This window comes from Streptomyces sp. GL_141, assembly GCF_057834385.1.
Map to the genome: position 1 here is coordinate 4,720,186 of NZ_CM174402.1, position 22,213 is coordinate 4,742,398.

Consider the following 22,213-nt stretch of genomic DNA (forward strand, 5'->3'; position numbering starts at 1 on the left):
GGAAGAACCTGCGCGGAGAGGTCGATTTCGGCGCCGCCGCCCGGGCCCTGACGACGATGGACGCCTCGAACTACCGCCGCGTCCCGGTCGGCGTGGTCGCCCCGTACGACGCCGAGGACGTGGCCGCCGCGCTCGCGGTGTGCGCCGCGGCCGGGGTCCCGGTCGTCCCGCGCGGCGGCGGCACCTCCATCGCGGGCCAGGCGACGGGCCTCGGCGTGGTGCTGGACCTCACCCGTCACATGAACGGCCTCGTCTCCCTGGACCCGGCCGCCCGCACCGCCGTCGTCCAGCCCGGCCTGGTCCTCGACCGGCTGCGGGACGCGGCCCGCCCGCACGGGCTGACCTTCGGGCCGGACCCCTCCACGCACTCCCGGTGCACGCTCGGCGGGATGATCGGCAACAACGCCTGCGGGGCCCACTCCGTGGCCTGGGGGACCACCGCCGACAACGTCGCCGAGCTGGCGGTCACGGCGTACGGCGGCTCCTCGCACCGGCTCGGCACCGGCTGGCAGGGCGCCCCGGACGGGCTGCGGGAGCTGGTGTCGGGGAACCTGGCGGTCCTGCGCACCGGCATGGCGGGCGGCCCGGCCGACGGCTTCGCGCGGCGGATCTCCGGCTACGGGGACCTGGACGCGCTGCTCCCCGAACGGGGTGTGGAAGTGGCCCGGGCGTTCTGCGGGAGCGAGGGCACGCTCGGGGTGGTCACCGAGGCGGTGGTACGGCTCGTGGAACTGCCCGCCGCACCGGCGCTGGCCGTCCTCGGGTACGCCGACGAGAGCGCGGCGGCGCAGGCCGCGGCGGGGCTGCTCCGGTACGGGCCGCTGACCGTGGAGGGGATGGCGGCCGACCTGGTCGGCCCGGCGGCCGCCGGGCTCCCGCGGGGCGGGGCCTGGCTGTTCGCGGAGATGTGCGACGAGGGCGCGGCCCGGGCCCTGCTGCGGGCCTCCGACGCGGTGGACGGCCTGCTCCTCACCGACCCGGCGGCGCAGCGGGCCCTGTGGCGGATCCGCGAGGACGCGGCGGGCACGGCGACCCGGATGCCCGACGGCACCATGGCCTGGCCCGGGTGGGAGGACTGCGCGGTGCCGCCCGCCCGGCTCGGCGCCTACCTGCGGGAATTCCGGGCCCTGCTGGCGCAGCACGGGCTGCGGGGATCCCCGTACGGCCACTTCGGCGAGGGCTGCGTGCACGTGCGGATCGACTTCGATCTGGTGACGGCGCCGGGCGTGGCCCGCTTCCGGGCCTTCTCCTCGGACCTCGCCGACCTCGTGGTCGCGCACGGGGGCTCCCTGTCCGGGGAGCACGGGGACGGGCAGGCGCGGGCGGAGCTGCTGCCGCGGATGTACGGGCCTTCGGTGATCGGGCTCTTCGAGTCCTACAAGCGGGTCTGGGACCCGGCGGGCGGCATGAACCCCGGGATCCTGGTCCGCCCGGCACGCCTCGACGAGAACCTCCGCTTCGCCGTGCTGCCGCCTTCCGCGTTCGCGGGGGAGGTCGCCCGGTGCGTCGGCGTCGCGAAATGCCGCACGACGGAGGTCGGGGGGCCGGGGGTCATGTGCCCCTCGTACCGGGCCACGGGCGAGGAGCGCCACTCCACGCGGGGGCGGGCCCGGCTGCTGCACGAGATGCTGGCCGGGGAGATCGTGACCGACGGCTGGCGGTCGGCGGAGGTCGCCGAGGCGCTCGATCTGTGCCTCGGCTGCAAGGGCTGTCGCAGCGACTGCCCGGTCGGGGTCGACATGGCCGCCCACAAGGCGGAGTTCCTCCACCGCCACTGGGCGGGCCGGCTGCGCCCGCTGTCCCACTACGCCCTGGGCGGGCTGCCGGCTTGGCTCCGCCTGATCGCTGCCCTCCGCCTGGCCCGCCCGCTGAACCTCGTCTCCCGCTTCCTCCGCGTCCCGGGCCTGGAGCGGGCCCGGCCCTTGCCCCGGCTGGCCCGGACCCCGTTCACCCGCGCGTGGCGTGCTGCGGTCCGCTCCGCGGGGGCTGGTCCCCTACCCGCCCTTCCGCCGTTCCCCGGGCTCCGCCCGGACCCGGTCCTCACACGCCGGACGAGCTGGATCTTCCGGCTCCGCCGGGAAAATTCGGCCTCGCCGGCGTGTGAGGCGCGGGGTCCGGGGCGGAGCCCCAGGGGGTCCGGGGCGCAGCCTCGGGGAACGGTGGAAGGGCGGGTAGGGGACGGCTGCCCGCAGGGCATGCCCGGGCACGGGGGCGGCGGGACCGTCGTGACGGTGTGGCCGGACACGTTCACGGAGTACCTCGCTCCCGAGGCCGGCCACGCCGCCACCCGCGTGCTGCGGGCCGCCGGCCTGGACCCCGTGGTCCAGACGGGCCGCGTCTGCTGCGGGCTGACCTACGTCTCCACCGGCCGCCTCGACGCCGCCCGCAGGGTCCTGCGCCGCACCCTGGACGCCGTGGGCGACCCGCAGGGCCCCGTCACCGTCCTCGAACCGAGCTGCGCGGCAGCGCTCCGCACCGATCTGCCCGCCCTCCTCCCGGAGGACCCCCGCGCACCCCGCCTCGCGGCGGCCGTCCGCACCTTCGCCGAGACCCTGGAGGAGTACGCCCCGCACTGGCAGCCGCCCCGCCTGGACCGGCCGGTCGCCGGCCAGACGCACTGCCACCAGCACGCCGTCCTCGGGGACGCCGCCGACCGGCGGCTGCGCGAACGCGCCGGGCTGACGGGCGAGCTCAGCGGCGGCTGCTGCGGCCTCGCGGGCAACTTCGGCTTCGAGCCCGGACACCACGAGGTCTCCGTGGCCTGCGCCGAGGAACAGCTCCTGCCGTCGCTGCGGGCGGCCGCGCCGGGTACGGAGGTGCTGGCGGACGGCTTCTCCTGCCGGACGCAGATCGCGCAGCTGGCCGGCGGCCGGGCGGCCCGCCACCTGGCGGAGGTCCTGGCGGAGGGGCTGCCCGAGGGATGGCCCGGGGCGTTGCCCGAGGGGCTGCCCGAAGGCTCGCCGGAACCGGGCGTACACGGGATGTAAGGCAAAACACGGACGCATGGTCCTTACCCACCCCCTAATCTGGATAAATGCCCGCACCCACCGCCACGCCCACCGAGCCCTCGCGAGCGAAGGCGACCGCAACCGCCCTCGACCCCGCCGCCGCCCCCGCGGACAGCTCCTTCCGGGCCCGCTTCGGCCCCGTCGCCCTGGTGGTCACGGCGGGCGTCTCGGTGCAGTTCGGCGCCGCCCTCGCGGTGATGCTCATGCCGCGGGCCGGCGCGGCCGGCGTGGTCACGCTGCGCCTCGCCGCGGCCGCGCTGGTGCTGCTGCTCGTCTGCCGCCCCAAGGTGCGCGGGTACTCCCGCTCCGACTGGTCGACCGTGGTGTGGTTCGGCGTGGCCATGGCCGGCATGAACGGTTTCATCTACCAGGCCATCGACCGGATCCCCCTCGGCCCCGCCGTCACCCTGGAGGTGCTGGGCCCGCTGGTGCTCTCCGTCGTGGTCTCCCGCCGCCTGCTGAACCTGCTGTGGGCCGGGCTGGCGCTGGCCGGAGTCGTCCTGCTGTCCACCCACGGCGGAGGCGGCCTGGGCGGGCTCGACCCGCTGGGGATGGCCTTCGCCCTCGCGGCCGGCGGCATGTGGGCGGCGTACATCGTGTTCAGCGCGCGGACCGGCCGCCGGTTCCCGCAGGCGGACGGGCTGGCCCTGGCGATGGCCGTGGCCGCCGTACTGTCCCTGCCGCTCGGCGTGATCGAAGCCGGCTCGGCCCTGCTGCGCCCGAGCACCCTGCTCCTGGGCCTCGGCGTGGCGGTGCTGTCCTCGGTCCTGCCCTACACGCTGGAGCTGCTCGCCCTGCGCAGGCTCCCGGCGCCGACCTTCGCGATCCTGATGAGCCTGGAGCCCGCGATCGCCGCGACGGCCGGGTTCCTGATCCTGAACCAGGCGCTGTCGGCGCTCGACGCGGCGGCGATCGCGCTGGTCATCGTGGCGAGCATGGGCGCGGTCCGCTCACAGACCCGCCCGCGGCCGTCCGGTGCTCAGGCCGTCGTCGAGGAGTCCAGCGCGGGCAGGAACTGATCGTAGAAGCCGGCCTTGAGCCGCAGCGCCCGCTCCTCGGTCTCCTTGAAGCCGGCGGTCCCCGCGGCCCCCTCCGACCGGGCGAGGAGCTCGGTCACCCGCGCGGCCAGCCGGTCGGAGTGGGTGTCGGACAGCAGGGACACGGTCGCGAGCGAATGCGTCTTCGCGTCGTGGACCAGGTGCGGGTGGTAGAACCGCGAGCGGTTGCGGCCGCCGCCCTCGCCCGTGAACAGCGGCCCCATCCGTTCCCACAGCCGCCCGTACTCGACGGAGACCAGCACCTCGCCCCAGAAGCGGAGGAAGGTCAGCAGCCGCAGGTCGGCGTCTTCGTGGCCGCCCGCGTCCGCGATCAGTTCGAGGGTCTCGGTGATGGCGCGCCGCGTCGCGGCCGTGGGCCTCGACGCCACCAGGGCCTCCCTGGACACGCCGAGCAGGCGCAGGTCCTCGGTCATGTCCTCGCGGTGCGAGGGCGCGTGCCCCTGGGCGCCCGGGTACTCCTCGCGCAGGATGATCCGGGCGATCCGCAGCCCCTCCTCGTCGCGCAGCAGGTCGATGGCCAGGTCGTAGGACGGGGTGAACGCGAGCGATACGAAGCGCCGCTGGAGCAGGAGCGCCGTGAAGTCCTCGTCGGGCAGCCGGGTGATGCCCGCCAGGACGGGATGCTCCTCGAAGCGCTCGATCAGCCCGTTCTCGAACCCGTCCAGCTCGTGCAGCCCGTCCTTCTCGTCGGGAGCGCCGCCCAAGTCGTGCATGGCCGTACCTTTCCGTGGATCTGGATCTGGATCTGGATCTGGGCCTGGGTCTGGAACTGGATCACCAGTTGATGTTTCGGAGCGACTCGCGCCAGTCGGGGAGCGGCACGTCGCGGCCGATCTCCCACAGGGTGTCCAGCTCCTTCTGGACCTGCCGTCCCATCGTGGTGTCGCTGCCGTCGATCTCGGTCTGGACGGAGTCGACGGCCAGCTGGCCGTGCAGGAACGAACTGACCAGAAAATGCTCGTCGGCCCTGTGCACCGCGATGGACGGCAGGGAGTTGTACACCCGCACCCTGAGCAGTGCCCGGCCCGCCGGACCGACCGCCCTGTGCAGCTCCGCGAGGCCGGCCAGGCACATCTCCACCCGGGCCTTCACGTCCGGCGCGAGGGCCGGGTCCCGTACGGAGCGCAGGGCCTCGTCGCGCAGTCCCGCCACGGGGGAGGTGGGGTACAGGAGCATGATGCGCACCGGGACACCGCGGTCCACCAGCGCCTTCTCCAGCGCGGGCTGGAAGTGGGCGAGGTTGGGGATGAAGGTCTGCAGGATGGTCACCTCCTGGGTGGCGCCTTCCACGAACGCGTTGAACAGCACGTCGGGGAACTCCGCGTGCACCCGGATCACGCCGAGGTAGTTCTCCTGCTTGAGCTGCTGCGCGACGGTGTCGACGTCCAGCTTGGCGAGCTGCGCCTGGAAGCTGCTGTCGAGCCGGGCGACCTGCGTCCTGAGGGTTTCGTCGAGCCGGGTGACCTGCGCCTCGACCGTCGCGTCCAGGCCGGTGATCCGGCTGCCGACGGTCTCACTCAGTGCGGTGACCTGGTTCTCGACATCGTCGAGCTTGCGCAGGCGGTCGATCTCCAGGAGGAGGAAGACGGTGACCGTGCTCAGGATGAGCAGGGTGACCTTGGGCAGCGCGCCTCCGGGAGCGAGCGCGTCGAGCCACCCGAAGAGGTCCGCGATCAGGACCACGACGCCCGATATGGACATCAGGGCCAGCGCGATCCGTTCCACCCGATAGCGAACGTTGACGCTCATGCCGCTCCAGCCCCCGTGCCCCGTACCTCGTGCCCGTCGTGGTCGGCGACGACGGTATACCGACTCCCGTTGTTCCAGGAGGGTTTGAGGGGTGGTGCGGGGAGGGATGGGGCGAGTTCAGGCCACGCCGCCGGTCCCGGTCGGGACCGTCACCTCCGGTCGGGCCCCGTCAGTTCCAGATGATGTCGCCGGCCGGCCGGGGCGTCACGTCCGCGTGCTGGACGTTCGCCTCGACGCGGGTCGTCCCGGTCGGCCAGTCCGCGGCCCAGGCGAAGAGCGAGAAGCCGGCGGCGGAACCGGCGGCGGAGCCGGAGCCGGGGGAGTCCCCGTCCGGGAAGTCCTGGCCCCAGCCGCTGAACATGGCCACGCCCAGCGCGAGGGCGCTCAGGGCGGCGGTCGCGAAGTACATCCGACGAGTCGTCATGCGCGGAGCATCCCAGCCGCCCGCGCCGGAGGGAAGGGCTCACCCGGTCCCGTAGCGCGCCGCCGTAGCGGCGGCCGCCGCTCCGATGCGCCGGCGCAGGGCGGGCGGGGCCAGGACCTCCGCCTCCGGGCCGAGCCCGAGGAACTGCGCCTCCGCGTGGTCCTGCGACTCGATCGGCAGCACCGCCCTGGTCCACCCGGGCAGTTCGGGGTCCGGGGTCCCGGTGGCGGCCAGGGCCCTGGCCTGGGCGCCGGTCAGCCGGGCGGCGGCCCGCGCGGAGACCCGTACCTCCGCTTCCTCCGGGTGCAGCCGCTCGTGGAACTCCGTCTGGGTGCGCCGCCAGTGGGAGGCCAGCTCGAAGCCGTCCGGGAGCGCGCACTCCTCGCCGGTCTCGCGCACCGAGAGGATCTGGTCCACCCGGTAGGTGTGCGGGGGTCCGGCGGCCGTGTCGGGTACGGCCGCCGGGCCCGCGACCAGGTACCAGCGCCCCGCCTTCAGGACCAGCCCGTACGGGGCCAGCCGCCGGTCCACCTCGTGGGGCGCCTTCCAGCGCCGGTAGCGGACCTCGACGACCCGCCCCCGCCACACCGCGTCGGCGACCCGCGCCAGGTGCGGGGTCTCCTCGTGCTCCGCGTACCAGCCGGGCGCGTCCAGGTGGAACCGCAGCCGCATCCGGTCGGCCTGCGCACGCAGCTCCGCGGGCAGGGCGGCGCGCAGCTTCAGCTGGGCGGTGGACAGGGCCCGGCCGAGGCCCAGCTCGGCGGCCGGTCCGGGCATGGAGGTGAGGAAGAGGGCCTCGGCCTCGCCCGCGGCCAGACCGGTCAGGCGGGTGCGGTAGCCGTCGAGGAGCTGGTAGCCGCCGCTGTGTCCGGCGTCGCCGTACAGCGGGACGCCGGCGGCGGCCAGCGCCTCCGCGTCGCGGTAGACCGTACGGACCGACACCTCCAGCTCCCCGGCGAGCTCGGCGGCGGTCATCCGGCCCCGGGTCTGGAGCAGGAGCAGGATCGAGAGCAGCCGGCTGGACTTCACGTGCACTTCACTGCCACAGGATGTCAGTGAAGTGCTCCTACGGTTCCCCCGTCAGCGCAGAGAACAGATCACGGGGAGAGCGCACATGAACGACTTCGACTTCCTCGCCGGCACCTGGGACGTCACCAACCGCTGGCTCGCCGACTTCCTGGACGCGGACAGCGGCTGGGACGCGTTTCCGGCGGTGTCCCGGGCCACCCGTCACTTCGACGGCGCCGCGAGCTTCGACGAGATCGAGTTCCCGACGAAGGGGTTCGCGGGACTGACCCTGCGGCTCTACGACCCCGAGCGCGACCAGTGGACCCTGAACTGGGCGAGCCGCCGGACCGGAACGCTCTTCCCGCCGGTCGCCGGACGGTTCGACGCGGCCACGGGTACGGGCGTCTTCGAGGGCGAGGACACCTACGAGGGCAAGGCCGTCCTGGTGCGGTTCCTGTGGTCGCGGACGGAGACGGACTCCCCGCGCTGGGAGCAGTTCTTCTCGGCCGACGAGGGCGCGAGCTGGGTCCACAACTGGACGATGGACTTCAGCAGGCGGGCGGCCGGCGCCGCCACTGCCGGGGCTGCCGGTGCCGCCACTGCCGGCTGACGGTGGTGGCTGACGGTGGTGGCCGTCAGAGCAGCCCGAGCTGCCCGAGCGCGGTGCTCAGCGCGTCCGGCCGCTGCTCGACCGGCAGGTGTGCGACCAGCCGGACCGTGCATCCCAGCGCCGCCGCGCCCGCGTCCGCGACGGGGTCGTCGCCGACCATGAGCACGTCCGCGGGCGCCGCCCCGAGCGCCTCGCAGGCGACCCGGAACAGGCGGGGATCGGGCTTCTGGACCCCGTGCTCGAAGGAGAGCACGTAGGCGCCGACGAACCGGTCGAGCCCGTGGGCGCGGAAGACGGGGCGCAGGTCCCAGCCGATGTTGCTGACGACGGCGACGGGGACGCCCCGCTCGTGCAGGGCGGCGAGCGTGGCCGCGGTATCGGGGTAGGGCCGCCAGGCCGCGGGGGTCCAGTGCCGCTCGTAGAGGGCGTCGGCCAGCTCCGGGGAGGGCAGCGGCACCTCCCGGGTGAGGGCGGTGTAGGTGGCCCGGTGCTGCTCGGGGCTCAGGTCCCGCTCCCGCCACAGCGGCTCCAGCCGGGCCGGCAGCCGCCGCGGCGAGGCGCCGCCCGGCAGGGCGCCCGCCTCTTCGAGCAGGGCCGCGCAGGCGACGAGTTCGGCCTCGGGCAGGTCGATGCCGGCGTCCGCCACGACCGCGCGCAGCCAGTCCTCGGTGGGCTCGACCCGGAAGAGGGTGCCGGAGAAGTCGAACATCACGCCTTTGACGGAGCCGGCGAGCACACCGTCGTCGCTGTCCGCGCCCCGGTTCGCGTTCCCGGTGTCCCCGTCGGCGTTCTTGTTCTCGCGCTCGGCCATGAGTGGATCTTCGCCGCGGCGTACGCCCCGCGCAAGCCCCGGTCCGGCACAGGGATCCCGCACGTGGAGCCCGTGCCTGGATGCTGCCCGCCGTGGCCCGGCGGCCGGCCCAAGTCCAAGCCCACCGGGCCCCGTTCACCTCCCAAAAAATAAATGCAAGCACGCTTGATTGTTTTCCCGGCGGCTGCCACGCTTCCCCTCACGCCGAGAAGGGGAGCGCACCCGTGCCCGATCCGTCCGCTGTCGAGAACGTCTTCGCCGTCTTCGCCGATCTCCGCGAGGAGGGCCGGGAACTCGACTCCCTGGTCGGGGAACTGCCCGCCTCCGACTGGGCGAGGCCCACGCCCGCACCCGGCTGGAGCCTCGCCCACCAGATCGCCCACCTGCACTGGACCGACCGGGCCGCGCTGCTCGCCCTCACCGACGCCACCGCCTTCGCGGGGCTGGTCGAGGAAGCCCTGAAGGCCCCCGACTCCTTCGTCGACGCGGGAGCCGAGGAGGGCGCCGCGCTGGCCCCCGCCGAGCTGCTCGCCCGCTGGCGCGAGGGCCGTACCGCTCTCGACGGGGCCCTGGCCGCGGCCTCGCCCGACGCCAGGTTCCCCTGGTACGGGCCGCCGATGAAGGCCGCGTCGATGGCGAGCGCCCGCCTGATGGAGACCTGGGCGCACGGCCAGGACGTCGCCGACGCCCTCGGCGTGCGCCGCGTACCGACGGCCCGGCTGCGGCACGTGGCGCGGATCGGGGTGCGGGCGCGCGACTACGCGTACGCGGTACGGGGACTGCCCGCGCCGGCGGGGGAGTTCCGGGTGGAGCTGACGGTTCCGGGAGCCCCCGGTGAGGTGTGGACGTACGGCCCCGAGGACGCGCCGCAGCGGGTCACCGGCCCGGCGCTGGACTTCTGCCTGCTGGTGACCCAGCGCGCCCACCGCACCGACCTGGCCCTGACGGCGTCCGGCCCCGACGCCGACGGCTGGCTCGACATCGCCCAGGCCTTCGCCGGTCCGGCGGGCCCGGGCCGTACGCCGGGGGCCTCGCGGTGACCCGGCGCCCCCTGCTGATCGGCAACGCGTCGGGCTTCTACGGGGACCGCTTCGACGCCCTGCGCGAGATGCTGACGGACGGCCCGCTCGACGTGCTGACCGGGGACTACCTGGCCGAGCTGACCATGCTGATCCTGGGCCGCGACCGCCTGAAGAACCCGGAACTCGGCTACGCCAAAACCTTCCTGCGCCAGTTGGAGGAGTGCCTGGGCCTCGCCCACGAGCGGGGCGTACGGATCGTCGTGAACGCGGGCGGCCTGAACCCGGCGGGACTCGCCGGAGCGGTACGCGCGCTGGCCGCGAAGCTGTCCGTCCCCGTCTCCGTCGCCCACGTGGAGGGCGACGACCTGATGGCCTCCCCGATGCCGTACGGGGAGGGCGCGCTCACCGCGAACGCCTACCTCGGCGGCGCCGGGATCACGGCCTGCCTGCGGGCGGGCGCGGACGTGGTGGTGACCGGCCGGGTCACGGACGCGGCCCTGGTGAGCGGGCCCGCGGCCTGGTGGTTCGACTGGGCGCCGGAGGACCACGACCGGCTGGCCGGGGCGGTGGTGGCGGGCCACGTACTGGAGTGCGGGACCCAGGCCACGGGCGGCAACTACGCCTTCTTCACCCGCCACGACGTGTCCCGGCCCGGGTTTCCGCTGGCGGAGATCGCGGAGGACGGCTCGTCGGTCATCACGAAGCACCTGGGCACGGGTGGTGTCGTCTCCGTCGGTACGGTCACGGCGCAACTCCTCTACGAAACCCAGGGCGTCCGCTACCTCGGCCCCGACGTGACGGCCCGCCTGGACACGGTCCGGCTGACCCAGGCCGGCCCGGACCGGGTGGCGGTCTCGGGTACCCGCGGGGAAGCCCCGCCCACGACCCTCAAGGTGGGAGTGACCCGCATCGGGGGCTGGCGCAACGAGGTCGTCTTCGTCCTGACGGGCCTGGACGTCGACGCGAAGGCGGCGCTGGTGCGGGAGCAACTGGCCGCACTGCTCGCGCCGGTGGCCTCCGCCACCTGGACCCTGTCCCGTACGGATCACGAGGACGCGGCGACGGAGGAGACCGCGAGTGCGCTGCTCCGCCTGGTCGTCCGGGATCCGTCCCCCGACCGGGTGGGCCGCGCCCTGACCTCGGCGGCCGTCGAACTGGCCCTGGCCAGCTACCCGGGCTTCCACGTCACGGCCCCTCCGTCCCCGGCCCAGCCGTACGGAGTCTTCGCCTCGACCACGGTCCCGACCGCCGAGGTCCCCCACACGGCGGTCCTCGCGGACGGCACCCGGGTCAATCCAGCCTCGCCGGCGTTTGAGGCGTGGGGGTCCGGGGGCGGAGCCCCCGAAGGGCCCGGGCGGAGCCCGGTTTCGGGAAGGGGCGGGGTGGGGGAAAGCCCCGCAGGGCCCACGGCCCCCGAGCCGCAGGCTCCGTCCACCCCTGAGCCGCAGGCCCTGGCCACCCCCGAGCCGGCGGCGCCACCGGCGCCCACCACCCCCACCCGCAGGGTGCCGCTCGGCACCCTCGTCGGAGCCCGCAGCGGCGACAAGGGCGGAGACGCCAATGTCGGGGTCTGGGCCGAGAACGACGCCGCCTGGGAGTGGCTCCACCGCAGCCTCACCGTCGACGCGTTCAAGGAACTCCTCCCCGAAACGGCCCCACTGGAGGTGACCCGCCACGCACTCCCCAACCTCCGCTCCCTCAACTTCACCATCACCCGGATCCTCGGCGACGGAGTCGCCTCCGGCCACCGCTTCGACCCCCAGGCCAAGGCCCTGGGCGAGTGGCTCCGCTCCCGCCACGTGGACATCCCCGCAGCCCTGCTGACACCACCCGCGGAGCCCACCGCGGCCCTGCCGGCACCACCCGCGGAGATCCCCGTACCCACCACCGCCCCGGAGGGGACCCCGTGACCCGCCTCAAGAGCGCCGTCGACCCGCTCGCCCCCGAGCACGCGCAGGCCCGTACCGCCGCCCTGGAACGCCTCGCCGAGCTCGATGCCGCGCACGCCGCGGCCCTCGCCGGCGGCGGCGAGAAGTACACCGCCCGGCACAGGACCCGCGGCAAGCTCCTCGCCCGCGAGCGCGTCGAGCTGCTCCTCGACCCGGACACGCCCTTCCTGGAGCTGTCCCCGCTCGCCGCCTGGGGCAGCGACTACCCGGTCGGCGCCTCCATGGTCACCGGCATCGGCACCGTCGAGGGCGTCGAATGCCTGGTCACCGCCAACGACCCCACCGTCCGCGGCGGCGCCTCGAACCCCTGGACGCTCAAGAAGGCCCTGCGGGCCAACGAGATCGCCCGGCAGAACAGGATCCCCTGCATCAGCCTCGTCGAGTCCGGCGGCGCCGATCTCCCCTCCCAGAAGGAGATCTTCATCCCGGGCGGCGCCATCTTCCGCGACCTCACCCGGCTCTCGGCCGACGGCGTTCCCACCATCGCCGTCGTCTTCGGCAATTCCACCGCCGGAGGTGCGTACATCCCCGGCATGTCCGATCACACCATCATGATCAAGGACCGCTCCAAGGTGTTCCTGGGAGGCCCGCCGCTCGTCAAGATGGCCACCGGCGAGGAGAGCGACGACGAGTCCCTCGGCGGAGCCGACATGCACGCCCGGACCTCCGGCCTCGCCGACTACTACGCCCTCGACGAGCACGACGCCATCCGCCAGGCCCGCCGCGTCGTCGCCCGGCTCAACCACCGCAAGCCCCGGCCCGATCCGGTACGCGCCGAAGAACCCCTCCACGACCCGGAGGAACTCCTCGGCATCGTCCCCGCCGACCTGAAGACCCCCTTCGACCCGCGCGAGGTCATCGCCCGGATCGTCGACGCCTCCGACTTCGACGAGTTCAAGCCCCTCTACGGCACCAGCCTGGTCACCGGCTGGGCGAGCCTGCACGGCTACCCGGTCGGCATCCTCGCCAACGCCCAAGGGGTGCTGTTCAGCGCGGAATCGCAGAAGGCGGCCCAGTTCATCCAGCTCGCCAACCAGCGGGACATCCCGCTCCTCTTCCTCCACAACACCACCGGCTACATGGTCGGCAAGGAGTACGAGCAGGGCGGCATCATCAAGCACGGCTCGATGATGATCAACGCGGTCTCGAACTCGAAGGTCCCCCACCTCTCCGTCCTCATCGGCGCCAGTTACGGCGCCGGCCACTACGGCATGTGCGGCCGCGCCTACGAGCCCCGCTTCCTCTTCGCCTGGCCCAGCGCCAAGTCCGCCGTCATGGGCCCCGCCCAGCTGGCGGGCGTGCTCTCCATCGTCTCCCGGCAGTCGGCCGCGGCGAAGGGGCAGCCCTACGACGAAGAGGCCGACGCCGGCATGCGCGCCTTCGTCGAGGCGCAGATCGAGTCCGAGTCCCTGCCGATGTTCCTGTCAGGACGGCTGTACGACGACGGGGTCATCGACCCGCGCGACACCCGTACCGTCCTCGGCCTGTGCCTGTCGGCCGTCCACAACGCCCCCGTCGAGGGCGCCCGTGGCGGCTTCGGCGTCTTCCGGATGTGAGCCCGCACATGACTTCGCACACGACTTCGCAGACGACCCTGACCTCCCTCCTGGTCGCCAACCGCGGCGAGATCGCCGTCCGCGTCTTCCGCACGGCCCGCGCGCTGGGCCTGGCCACCGTCGCCGTCCACTCCGACCCCGACGCCGACGCCCTGCACGTGCGCGAGGCCGACGCGGCCGTACGGCTGCCCGGCGCGGCCCCCGCCGACACCTACCTGCGCGGCGACCTGGTCATCGCGGCCGCCCGCGCGGCGGGCGCCGACGCCGTCCACCCCGGCTACGGGTTCCTCTCCGAGAACGCCGACTTCGCCCGCGCCGTCCGCGCCGCCGGGCTCACCTGGGTCGGCCCGCCGCCCGAGGCGATGGAGGCCATGGCCTCCAAGACCCGGGCCAAGGAGCTGATGCGCGCCGCCGGGGTCCCGCTGCTCGACCCCGTCGACCCGCACGCGGCCACCGCCGCAGACCTCCCGCTGCTCCTCAAGGCCGCGGCGGGCGGCGGCGGCCGCGGGATGCGGGTGGTCCGGGACCTCGACTCCCTCAAGGAATCCCTCGAAGCCGCCTCCGCCGAGGCCCTGTCCGCCTTCGGCGACGGGGAGGTGTTCGCCGAGCCCTACGTGGAGCGCGGCCGCCACGTCGAGGTGCAGATCCTCGCCGACTCCCACGGCACCGTCTGGGCGCTCGGCACCCGCGACTGCTCCCTCCAGCGGCGCCACCAGAAGGTCATCGAGGAAGCCCCCGCGCCCGGCCTCCCCGAGGCCCTGCGCAGCGCCCTCCACGAGGCCGCCGTGGCCGCCGCGCGCGCGGTCTCGTACGAGGGTGCGGGCACGGTGGAGTTCCTCGTCACCGCCGAGGGCCGCCCGTACTTCCTGGAGATGAACACCCGCCTCCAGGTGGAACACCCCGTCACTGAAGCGGTCTTCGGGCTCGACCTCGTCGCCCTCCAGCTACGGATCGCCGAGGGCGCGGCACTTCCCCTCCACCCGCCCACCCCCGCCGGACACGCCGTCGAGGCCCGCCTCTACGCCGAGGACCCGGCCCGGGACTGGCGTCCGCAGACCGGGACCCTGCACACCCTCGCCGTGCCCGGCGAGGTCCGCGTGGACACCGGTTTCACCGACGGGGACACCGTCTCCATCCACTACGACCCCATGCTGGCCAAGGTCGTCGCCCATGCCCCGACCCGCGCCGAGGCGGTCCGCGCCCTGGCCCACGCCCTGGCCGGGGCCCGGATCCACGGACTGACCACCAACCGGGAGCTCCTCGTACGCTCCCTGCGGCACCCGGAGTTCGCGGCGGCGCGGCTCGACACCGGGTTCTACGAGCGCCACCTGCCGGCCCTCACCGAAACCGCCCCGGACGACCCGGCCCCCGTGCTCTGCGCGCTCGCCGCCGCCCTCGCCGAGGCCGCCCCGGACCCGGACGCCCCCCTCGCCACCCGGCTCGGCGGCTGGCGCAACCTCCGCTCGCAGCCGCAGAGCCGCCGCTACACGGCGGACGGGACCGCGTACGAGGTCCGCTACCACCCGGCCCGCAGCGGCCCCCCGGAACTCCTCGACCACCCCGGTGTCCGGGTGCTGTCTGCCGCGCGCCACCTGGTGACCCTCGAAGTGGACGGCGTCCGGCGGCTGTTCCACGTGAAACAAAAATCGAACACGACGTACGTGGACTCCGTGCTCGGCGCCCACGCCCTGACCTCCGTCCCCCGGTTCGAGGACCCCCAGGACCGCACCGAACCGGGCTCCCTGCTCGCCCCCATGCCCGGCACCGTCGTCCGCGTCGCCGAGGGCCTCGCCCCCGGCAGCCCCGTCACCGCCGGGCAGCCCCTGCTCTGGCTGGAGGCCATGAAGATGGAGCACCGCATCCTCGCGCCCGCCTCCGGCACGCTCACCGCGCTCCACGCCGTCACCGGCCAACAGGTCGAATTCGGCGCCCTGCTCGCCGTAGTCCAGGAGGAAGCATGAGCTCCACCCCCGGCACCACGACCCTCGGCACCACGACCCTCGAAACCGAAGAGCACCAGGCCCTGCGCGCGGCGGTCGCCGCCCTCGGCCGGAAGTACGGGCGCGAGTACCTCGCCCGCATCGCCCGGGAGGGCGGCCACCCCGACGAACTGTGGGCGGACGCGGCCAAACTGGGCTACCTCGGCGTCAACCTCCCCGAGGAGTACGGCGGCGGAGGCGGCGGCATCGCCGAACTGTCCATCGTCCTCGAAGAACTCGGCGCGGCCGGCTGCCCGCTCCTCATGATGGTCGTCTCGCCCGCCATCTGCGGCACGGTCATCGCCCGCTTCGGAACCGAGGACCAGAAGCGGGCCTGGCTCCCCGGGCTCGCCGACGGCACCCGCACCATGGCCTTCGGCATCACCGAACCCGATGCCGGCTCCAACTCCCACCGCATCACCACCACCGCCCGCCGCGACGGCGACGACTGGGTCCTCACCGGCCGCAAGGTCTTCATCTCCGGCGTGGACATCGCCGACGCCACCCTCATCGTGGGCCGCACGGAAGACGCCCGCACGGGCAGCCTCAAGCCCTGCCTGTTCATCGTCCCCCGCGAGGCCCCCGGCTTCGCGTACACCCCCATCGACATGGAACTCCAGGCGGCGGAGAAGCAGTTCGAGCTGGTCCTGGAGGACGTACGGCTCCCCTCCTCCGCCCTGGTCGGCGACGAGGACGCGGGCCTGCTCCAGCTCTTCGCGGGCCTCAACCCCGAGCGCGTCATGACCGCCGCCTTCGCCATCGGCATGGGCCGCTACGCCCTCGCCCGGGCCGTCGACTACGCGAAGACCCGCCAGGTCTGGAAGGCCCCCATCGGCGCCCACCAGGCCATAGCCCACCCCCTGGCGGCCGCCCACATCGACCTCGAACTGGCCCGCCTGATGATGCAGAAGGCGGCCCACCTCTACGACGCCGGCGACGACATGGCCGCAGGCGAGGCCGCCAACATGGCGAAGTACGCCGCGGGGGAGGCCTGCGTCCGTGCGGTGGACCAGTCCGTCCACACCCTGGGCGGCAACGGCCTCACCCGCGAATACGGCCTGGCCGCCCTGATCGTCGCCTCCCGGGTGGCCCGGATCGCCCCGGTCAGCCGCGAGATGATCCTCAACTTCATCTCCCACCAGACCCTGGGCCTCCCCAAGTCTTACTAGCCCCACCCCGGCTGCCCCCGGTTACCGCTGCGCGGCCGGAGTTCCCCTACCCACCCTTCGCCCGTTCCCCGGGCGCTGCCCGGACCCCGTCCTCAAACGCCGGACGGGCTGAATTGTGCCGCGCAGCGGCAAATCCAGCCTCGCCGGCGTTTGAGGCGCGGGGGCTGGGGCGGAGCCCCAGGGGGTCCGGGCGCAGCCCGGTACCCCTTCCAGCCCGTCCGGCGTTTGAGGACCGGGGTCCGGGCAGCGCCCGGGGAACGGGCGAAGGGCGGGTAGGGGACTTGGCTCCGCGCAGCGGCAAGGGTCGCAGCGGGGACTTCCGCCCCGCGCAGCGGCAAAGGTCGCAGCGGGGACTCCTCGCCCCGCGCAGCGGCAAGGGCCACCGCGGGGACTTCGCCCCGCAGGGCCGGCCACCCACCGGGCCCACCCGAGCCCGCCGCAGGCAACCCGCATACCCTCCCCGGAGGGGATCCCGACCGACCGACCACCCCCCCGGAGGAGACATGCCCCCACTGGTCCACGCCGCGCGAACGCCCGGCCTCACCACCCTCACCCTCGACTCCCCGGCCAACCGCAACGCCCTCTCCGCCCCCCTGGTCCGGGAACTCCGCGCAGCCCTCGCCACCGCGGCCGCGGACCCGTCGACCAGGGCCGTGGTCCTCACCCACACCGGCACCACCTTCTGCGCCGGCGCCGATCTCAAGTCGCCCTGCGACCCCGCCGACTTCCTGGCCCTGCTCCGGGAGATCGCCGAGCTGCCCAAGCCCGTCGTCGCCCGGGTCACCGGCCACGTCCGCGCGGGCGGCCTCGGGCTGCTCGGCGTCTGCGACGTCGCCGCCGCCGGGCACGCGTCCACGTACGCCTTCACCGAGACGCACCTGGGCGTCGTCCCGGCCGTGATCTCCGCGCCGCTGCTCCCGCGCCTGGACCCCCGCGCCGCGGCCCGCTACTTCCTGACCGCCGAGGTCTTCGACGCCGCCGAGGCCACCCGCATCGGCCTGCTCACCCTCCACGGAACGCAGGCGGAGGACGCCGAGGGCCTCGACAAGCTCCTGGCTCCCGTCCTGGACGGCCTGCTCAAGGCCGGCCCCGAGGCCCTGGCCGCGACGAAACGGCTGGTCACCGCCCCGGTACGGGCCGCCCTGGAGCGGGACGGAGCCGCCCTCACCGAGCTGTCCGCCCGGCACTTCGCCTCCGCCGAGGCCCGCGAGGGCATCAGCGCCCGCTTCGAGCGCCGGGACCCGTCATGGCTACGGTGACCACGGAAACCGACCCGACGGGCCCCAAGCAGGCCCGCAGCCGCGTGACCCGCCGCCACCTCCTCGAAGCGGCCGTCTCCTGCCTCGCGGAACAGGGCTGGGCCGGATCCACCGTCGCCGTCGTCGCCGAGCGCGCCGGCGTCTCGCGCGGAGCGGCCCAGCACCACTTCCGCACCCGCGAGGAACTGTTCACGGCGGCCGTCGAGTACATGGCCGAGGTGCGCTCGACCGCCCTGCTGGACCTGTTCCCGAAGGGCGGCCCCGCGGCGGCCCGCGCCGACGTGGTCGGGGCGCTCATCGACCTGTACACCGGCCCGATGTTCCGCGCCGCCCTCCAGCTCTGGGTCGCGGCCTCCCACGAGGAGCAGCTGCGCCCCCGCGTGGCCGAGCTGGAGGCCCGCGTGGGCCGCGAGACCCACCGCATGGCCGTGGAGCTGCTGGGCGCGGACGAGTCCGTACCGGGCGTACGGGAGACCGTGCAGGGCCTCCTGGACATGGCCCGCGGCCTGGGCCTGGCCAACGTCCTCACCGACGACACCGCCCGCCGGGCGCGGGTGGTCGCCCAATGGGCCCGGATCCTGGACTCGGAACTGGGCTGAAGGCCTCCCGGAAACGCGACGGGCGCCGCACCCCCGAAGGGATGCGGCGCCCGGCACGAGCGGCGGCCCTGTGCGGGGGCAGCCGACGCGGTCGCACACTCAGACGGACCCAGGAAGCCCCAGGCGGACCCGGACGGACTCAGGCGGTCTCCGCCATGTCCGCGTACCCCGCGATCTCGCGCGGGTTGCGCACGCCCGGCCCGGTGTAGCGGGCCGAGGGGCGGACCAGGCGGCCCGTGCGCTTCTGCTCCAGGATGTGCGCGGACCAGCCTGCGGTACGGGCACACGTGAACATCGAGGTGAACATGTGCGCCGGAACCTCCGCGAAGTCCAGCATGATCGCGGCCCAGAACTCCACGTTCGTCGCGAGCACCCGGTCGGGGCGGCGCGCGTGCAGCTCCTCCAGGGCGGCCTTCTCCAGCGCGGCGGCCACCTCGTAGCGCGGGGCGTCCAGCTCCTTGGCCGTACGCCGCAGCACGCGGGCGCGCGGGTCCTCGGCGCGGTAGACGCGGTGCCCGAAGCCCATCAGCCGCTCGCCCTTGTCCAGGGCCTTCTTCACGTACGCCACGGCGTCGCCGGTGCGCTCGATCTCCTCGATCATGCCGAGCACCCGGGAGGGCGCCCCGCCGTGCAGCGGCCCGGACATCGCGCCGACCGCCCCGGACAGTGCGGCCGCGACATCGGCACCCGTCGAGGCGATGACGCGCGCGGTGAAGGTCGAAGCGTTCATTCCGTGCTCGGCGGCCGAGGTCCAGTAGGCGTCGACGGCCTTGACGTGGCGCGGGTCGGGCTCGCCCCGCCAGCGGATCATGAACCGCTCGACCACGGACTCGGCCTTGTCGATCTCGCTCTGCGGGACCATCGGCCGGCCCTGGCCGCGCGCGGACTGGGCCACGTACGACAGCGCCATCACGGCCGCCCGCGCCAGGTTGTCGCGCGCGGTCTGCTCATCGATGTCAAGCAGCGGTTTCAGACCCCACACGGGGGCGAGCATGGCGAGTGCGGACTGCACGTCGACCCGGATGTCACCGGAGTGCACCGGGATCGGGAAGGGCTCGGCGGCCGGCAGGCCGGGGTTGAAGGCACCGTCGACCAGCAGGCCCCAGACGTTCCCGAAGGAGACGTGGCCCACGAGGTCTTCGATGTCGACGCCCCGGTACCGGAGCGACCCACCCTCCTTGTCGGGTTCGGCGATCTCCGTTTCGAACGCGACGACTCCCTCGAGACCGGGTACGAAGTCGGACATCAGGCGGCTCCTCAAATAGTGCGAACACGCGCGGCTCCCGGCGTGATTCGCGGTCCGGCGCGGTCATCCCCGTTGATGCCCGGCACGGCCGATGGTCATCCGTTCGGGACCGTCGGACCGGCCCCAAGATTTTGTCCGTTCCGCTTGGCGCGGGGAAGCGTGACATACGGCACAGTCGCGGACGCCGTGCTGCGGCAGGATGGCGGCGTGACCGATCACCACCTTGACCCTGCCGACATGCGCAAGCAGTACCGCTCCCGGCTCGTCGCCGAGGAGAGCCTCGCCGAGGAGCCGATGGGCCAGTTCGCGCGCTGGTTCCGGGACGCGGCGGAGGCGAACGTCTTCGAACCCAACGCGATGGTCGTCGCGACCGCAACCCCCGACGGCCGCCCCAGCTCGCGCACGGTCCTGTTGAAGCAGTTCGACGACCGCGGCTTCGTCTTCTTCACGAACTACGACTCCCGCAAGGGCCGCGAACTGGCCGCCAACCCCTTCGTCTCGCTGCTCTTCCCCTGGCACCCCATCGCCCGCCAGGTCATCGTCACCGGAACGGCCGCCCGCATCGGCCGGGACGAGACGGCGGCGTACTTCCGCTCACGCCCGCACGGCTCCCAGCTGGGCGCCTGGGCCAGCGAACAGTCCACGGTGATCGCCTCCCGCGCGGAACTGGACCGCCGCTACGCGGAACTGGAGGCCCGCTACCCCGAGGGCGAACAGGTTCCGGTTCCCCCGCAGTGGGGCGGCATCCGGGTGGTCCCGGACGCGGTGGAATTCTGGCAGGGCCACGAGAACCGCCTCCACGACCGCCTCCGCTACGTCCTGGAGGCGGAGAAATGGCGCGTGGAACGCCTCTGCCCGTGACCCCGTAGGGGGGCCCGTACACGCAGACGACCCGCGAGCTCGGGTTTCCCCCCCTGCAGTGGGGGAAGCCGGCCGGACGTACCGGCGAGCCCGCGGGTCGGGTGACTGCTTGGGATTGGCGCCGGCGACTCCGCCGGGCACCGCACTGGGTGCGTGCGACAACGGGCGCTTTAGCCCGCAGCCACCTCACGCGTCCGGTTTCCGTACATTGCGGCAACCACCTCCCTTCTCGTGTGCGGCCACTGTAGGCACCCCCAAAGATCCCGCTCAACCGAATTTCGGGGGCGATTCCGAGACGGGCTTGACGTGCCTCGTCCTTCCCGACGCCGACGACCTTGAGCCGGGAGAGGACCCAGTCCCGTCGCTGTTCGGTGGTCCTGCCGTCATAGGCCTCGACGAGCGTCGTCGGACGGTCCGGCCCGGACATACCGGGATGATTGCGGGAAGTGGGTGTGGGCTGCGTCACGTTCCAGTTCAATGACGTGACGTGCCGCACACGCGAACACCTGCAGGGGGCCCAGGTGACTGCATCCGGACGTAGTGAGACCGCCGACGATCTGCTCGCAGCGCTGCTGGACGGGATGGACGCGGCCTTGTGCGCGTTCGATGCCGAGGGCGTGATCACCCACTGGAACCGCGAGGCCGAGCGGATCCTGGGGTGGTCGGCGATCGAGGCCGTGGGGCGCAAGGGGTTCGCGGGGTGGGCCGTGCGGGCCGCCGACGCGCAGGACGTGCAGGAGAGACTGATGGCCGCCCAGGAGGTGCCGGGGCGGCAGGTGCACGAGTTCGCGCTGCTGACCAAGGACGGCGGGCGGGTGCTCGTGCGGACCCAGTCCGCGGGGGTGCCGGGCGCCGACGGGAAGCCGGCCGGGGTGTACTGCGCCTTCAGCGAGGTGCACGCGCAGATCGACCTGGAGCGTTCCATCGCCCTGAGCGAGGCGCTCATGGAGGACGCCTCCTGGGGGGTCGTGCTCGTCGACGTGGACCTGCGTCCGGCCGTGGTCAACGTCCATGCCGCCCGCGCCTTCGGTTCCGGCCGCACCATGCTGCTCGGGCGGCCGCTGGGGGAGCTGCTGGCGCAGGGGGTGGAGGAGCTGGAGGGGGCCCTGCAGCACGTACTGGCCGAGGGTGCGCCCCCGGCACCGGCGGAGCTGTGGGTGTCCGTACGGGGCCCCGAGGGCGTGCGGCGGCGGTGCTGGCGGTGCGGGTTCCTGCGCCTGGCGTCGCCGCTCGCGGAGGAACCCGTACCGCTCGGGGTCGCGCTGCTGTTCCAGGACGTCACCGAGGCCCGCCAGGCGCAGCTGGACACGGCGCAGCTGCGGTTCCGGTCCCACCAGCTGTACCGGGCCGGGCGGGCCGCCGCCGAGTGCGAGGACCCGGCCGAGGCGGCGGCGGTGCGGCTGGAGTTCGCCCTGGCGGGCTTCGCCGAGCACGCGCTGGTGGACGTACTGGAGCCGCTACGGGACACCGCGCCCGCGCGGCTGCTGCGCTGGGCGGCGTCCCCGCCCGGCCTCCCGGGGCTGCCCGAGCCCGGGGCGATCCCCGTGCGCTACGCGGCCGGGCACCCGGCGCTGCAGGCGCTGGACCGGGCCGGGTCGGTGCGGGCCAGCGCCCCGCCGGGGCAGGCCGACGGGGCGTGGGCGGGCAGCCGGCGCTGGCCCGAGGGGGCGGCGCACGCCCTGTGCACGGTCCTGCGGAGCCGGGGCCGGAGCCTGGGGACGCTGACGTTCCTGCGGGGGCCGTCCAGGGCCGCCTTCGAGCGGGCGGACGCGGCGTACGCGGAGGAGGTGGCGGCCCGCGTCGCGGCGGACCTGGACCTGGACCTCGGCCTGGCGGGAAGGTGAGGGAGGGAGGGAGTGGGCGAGGGAGTGAGGTGAGGGCCCCGCCTCGGGGCCCCCGCCGGAG

General features: G+C 74.0%; 18 protein-coding genes. 12 read left to right on the plus strand and 6 right to left on the minus strand.

The window, feature by feature from the left end:
* Positions 1 to 56 precede the first annotated feature (56 nt).
* Entirely contained in the window at positions 57 to 2,987 is a 2,931-nt protein-coding gene (locus tag AC3IX6_RS20820; protein WP_489371509.1) for an FAD-binding and (Fe-S)-binding domain-containing protein, read from the plus strand.
* Between the two features lie 47 nt (positions 2,988 to 3,034).
* Complete coding sequence (locus AC3IX6_RS20825) at positions 3,035 to 4,027, plus strand: EamA family transporter (protein WP_489363465.1); 993 nt, start codon at positions 3,035 to 3,037, stop codon at positions 4,025 to 4,027.
* Here AC3IX6_RS20825 and AC3IX6_RS20830 read toward each other — a convergent pair.
* From AC3IX6_RS20830 to AC3IX6_RS20845, 4 genes are all read right to left on the minus strand, one after another.
* Positions 3,988 to 4,779, minus strand: a complete 792-nt coding sequence (locus AC3IX6_RS20830) for a hypothetical protein (protein WP_489363467.1) — start codon at positions 4,777 to 4,779, stop codon at positions 3,988 to 3,990. The genes AC3IX6_RS20825 and AC3IX6_RS20830 overlap by 40 nt on opposite strands.
* A gap of 61 nt (positions 4,780 to 4,840) precedes the next feature.
* Positions 4,841 to 5,815 (minus strand): hypothetical protein, encoded by a 975-nt coding sequence (locus tag AC3IX6_RS20835; protein ID WP_489363469.1) that lies wholly within the window; start codon positions 5,813 to 5,815, stop codon positions 4,841 to 4,843.
* Between the two features lie 169 nt (positions 5,816 to 5,984).
* On the minus strand, positions 5,985 to 6,239 hold the full coding sequence (locus tag AC3IX6_RS20840; RefSeq protein WP_489363471.1) for a hypothetical protein: 255 nt from the start codon (positions 6,237 to 6,239) through the stop codon (positions 5,985 to 5,987).
* Between the two features lie 39 nt (positions 6,240 to 6,278).
* Positions 6,279 to 7,268, minus strand: a complete 990-nt coding sequence (locus tag AC3IX6_RS20845; protein ID WP_489363473.1) for a helix-turn-helix transcriptional regulator — start codon at positions 7,266 to 7,268, stop codon at positions 6,279 to 6,281.
* 85 nt (positions 7,269 to 7,353) lie between these two features.
* Between AC3IX6_RS20845 and AC3IX6_RS20850 the strand changes: the two genes are divergently transcribed.
* Positions 7,354 to 7,857, plus strand: a complete 504-nt coding sequence (locus AC3IX6_RS20850; protein ID WP_489363475.1) for a hypothetical protein — start codon at positions 7,354 to 7,356, stop codon at positions 7,855 to 7,857.
* 25 nt (positions 7,858 to 7,882) lie between these two features.
* Here the strand turns inward: AC3IX6_RS20850 and AC3IX6_RS20855 are convergent, their stop codons facing one another.
* Positions 7,883 to 8,566, minus strand: a complete 684-nt coding sequence (locus tag AC3IX6_RS20855; RefSeq protein ID WP_489371510.1) for an HAD family hydrolase — start codon at positions 8,564 to 8,566, stop codon at positions 7,883 to 7,885.
* 326 nt (positions 8,567 to 8,892) lie between these two features.
* Between AC3IX6_RS20855 and AC3IX6_RS20860 the strand changes: the two genes are divergently transcribed.
* The 7 genes from AC3IX6_RS20860 (at position 8,893) to AC3IX6_RS20890 (ending at position 18,201) form a co-directional block, all read left to right on the plus strand.
* Complete coding sequence (locus AC3IX6_RS20860; RefSeq protein ID WP_489363476.1) at positions 8,893 to 9,708, plus strand: TIGR03084 family metal-binding protein; 816 nt, start codon at positions 8,893 to 8,895, stop codon at positions 9,706 to 9,708.
* Positions 9,709 to 9,776: 68 nt separating this feature from the next.
* Positions 9,777 to 11,600: an acyclic terpene utilization AtuA family protein gene (locus AC3IX6_RS20865; protein ID WP_489371511.1), complete on the plus strand. Its 1,824-nt coding sequence runs from the start codon at positions 9,777 to 9,779 to the stop codon at positions 11,598 to 11,600.
* Positions 11,597 to 13,195 (plus strand): acyl-CoA carboxylase subunit beta, encoded by a 1,599-nt coding sequence (locus AC3IX6_RS20870; protein ID WP_489363478.1) that lies wholly within the window; start codon positions 11,597 to 11,599, stop codon positions 13,193 to 13,195. The genes AC3IX6_RS20865 and AC3IX6_RS20870 overlap by 4 nt, the downstream gene beginning before the upstream one ends.
* Before the next feature lie 8 nt (positions 13,196 to 13,203).
* Positions 13,204 to 15,156, plus strand: coding sequence for an acetyl/propionyl/methylcrotonyl-CoA carboxylase subunit alpha (locus tag AC3IX6_RS20875; protein WP_489363479.1), 1,953 nt, complete (start codon positions 13,204 to 13,206; stop codon positions 15,154 to 15,156).
* Entirely contained in the window at positions 15,153 to 16,343 is a 1,191-nt protein-coding gene (locus AC3IX6_RS20880; RefSeq protein ID WP_489363481.1) for an acyl-CoA dehydrogenase family protein, read from the plus strand. Before AC3IX6_RS20875 ends, AC3IX6_RS20880 begins: the two co-directional genes overlap by 4 nt.
* A 503-nt stretch (positions 16,344 to 16,846) precedes the next feature.
* Positions 16,847 to 17,602, plus strand: a complete 756-nt coding sequence (locus AC3IX6_RS20885) for an enoyl-CoA hydratase family protein (protein WP_489363483.1) — start codon at positions 16,847 to 16,849, stop codon at positions 17,600 to 17,602.
* Positions 17,590 to 18,201, plus strand: a complete 612-nt coding sequence (locus AC3IX6_RS20890; RefSeq protein WP_489363485.1) for a TetR/AcrR family transcriptional regulator — start codon at positions 17,590 to 17,592, stop codon at positions 18,199 to 18,201. The genes AC3IX6_RS20885 and AC3IX6_RS20890 overlap by 13 nt, the downstream gene beginning before the upstream one ends.
* 139 nt (positions 18,202 to 18,340) lie before the next feature.
* Here AC3IX6_RS20890 and AC3IX6_RS20895 read toward each other — a convergent pair whose 3' ends face one another.
* The gene (locus AC3IX6_RS20895) at positions 18,341 to 19,447 is read right to left on the minus strand and encodes a citrate synthase 2 (RefSeq protein WP_489363487.1); all 1,107 of its coding nucleotides are present in this window, start codon (positions 19,445 to 19,447) and stop codon (positions 18,341 to 18,343) included.
* 237 nt (positions 19,448 to 19,684) lie between these two features.
* Between AC3IX6_RS20895 and pdxH the strand changes: the two genes are divergently transcribed.
* Together pdxH and AC3IX6_RS20905 are read left to right on the plus strand one after the other, a co-directional pair.
* Entirely contained in the window at positions 19,685 to 20,308 is a 624-nt protein-coding gene (pdxH, locus tag AC3IX6_RS20900; protein ID WP_489363489.1) for a pyridoxamine 5'-phosphate oxidase, read from the plus strand.
* Between the two features lie 521 nt (positions 20,309 to 20,829).
* On the plus strand, positions 20,830 to 22,152 hold the full coding sequence (locus tag AC3IX6_RS20905; RefSeq protein ID WP_489363491.1) for a PAS domain-containing protein: 1,323 nt from the start codon (positions 20,830 to 20,832) through the stop codon (positions 22,150 to 22,152).
* Positions 22,153 to 22,213: the final 61 nt, after the last annotated feature.